This window comes from Oleiphilus sp. HI0061, assembly GCF_001635675.1.
In genome coordinates this window covers 1-1,250 of sequence record NZ_LWFE01001877.1, presented here as the reverse complement: position 1 = coordinate 1,250, position 1,250 = coordinate 1, and the positions used below count along the sequence as shown (strand labels likewise).

At 42.4% G+C, this 1,250-nt stretch carries 2 protein-coding genes; one reads left to right on the top strand and one right to left on the bottom strand.

Annotated elements, in window-relative coordinates; genetic code table 11:
* Nucleotides 1-300 precede the first annotated feature (300 nt).
* Entirely contained in the window at nt 301-741 is a 441-nt protein-coding gene (gene cynS, locus A3735_RS28540) for a cyanase (protein WP_068554530.1), read from the top strand.
* Nucleotides 742-863: 122 nt separating this feature from the next.
* Here cynS and A3735_RS28535 read toward each other — a convergent pair.
* The coding region (locus tag A3735_RS28535) for a manganese efflux pump MntP family protein (protein WP_068639114.1) at nt 864-1,250 on the bottom strand (387 nt) is incomplete at its 5' end.

Sequence of the window (1,250 nt, the reverse complement as noted above, 5' to 3'; positions counted from 1 at the left end):
AAAATATGGCCTAAGCCCCGCCGCTTGGCGTAAGAAGCCACGATAAATTTTGCTCACTACAATCAGCTAGACAAGTCCCTTGATTCAGCAGTGCCTTAGGACAGGGCTCTCTCTTCGAAACAAGCCTTTCAGTGCACACTAATAAGGCCCTCACTGATAGATCACACGCATAGGTTTTAGCTAATCTATTGAATAATAATAACAATTTCCAATGGCATAGCGCTTGCAGAAGCCCTTTATGAAATTTATTCCTCAGCTCAAACCTGACGCTGACCAACACAGTAAATAAAGGTGATTGTGATGAAGAAAGAAGAAGTGATCGAAGCAATTGTATTAGCTAAAAAATCTAAAGAACTTACCTGGGAAGGTATGGCAGAAGAAGTCGGCATGGGCTCAGTATGGCTCACCTCAGCTTGTCTGGGCATGAATAGTATGCCCGAGGACGTTGCAGATAAGGTTTGTGCCTTACTTGATTTACCGGACGAAGCAAAGCCTGCATTGATGGAATACCCGACTAAAACCTGGGATCAATCCATTCCTCAAGACCCTTTAATTTATCGGCTATATGAAATTGTCGGTGTCTACGGCGATACGCTAAAAGAAGTAATACAAGAAAAGTTTGGCGACGGCATCATGAGCGCAATTGACTTCAGTATGGATGTTGAAAAAGAAGAGAACCCGAAAGGTGATCGCGTCGTCTTAACCATGAATGGTAAGTTCTTACCCTACAAAGCCTGGTAGCTTAATCGAGTACGAGGCCAGAGCTTCGTACTCACTTTTATTTATTGTTTTTACTTAATAATTTCTCGAACCCTATTTAAACAATTTTTAGTTCTCTATGAATGACAGTAGGCTGGACCGTCTTAGCCTAAGAGGACCTTTAACCCGATCAATATCAAAATCGTCCCACCTAACACTTCAGCTCGACTTTCGAGCCAAGTGCCTGTTTTCTCGCCAAGGTAGACTCCGGCAAAGCTAAATAGTGCAGTGGTTATAGCTATGAAAGTACAGGCTAGAAATCCGTTAACGTTCAGCAACGTTAACGAAAAGCCCGCCGCCATTGCGTCGATACTGGTGGCAATACCTAGAATGAACATAGCACGATGAGTTATATGAGAAGGGACATTCTCTTCACCAGTTATAAGCGCTTCATAGATCATCTTAATACCAATAATCAAAAGCAATATAAACGATACCCAGGGAGCATAGGTTTCAGCAAAAACGAGAACACCTTTACCTCCTATAAAACC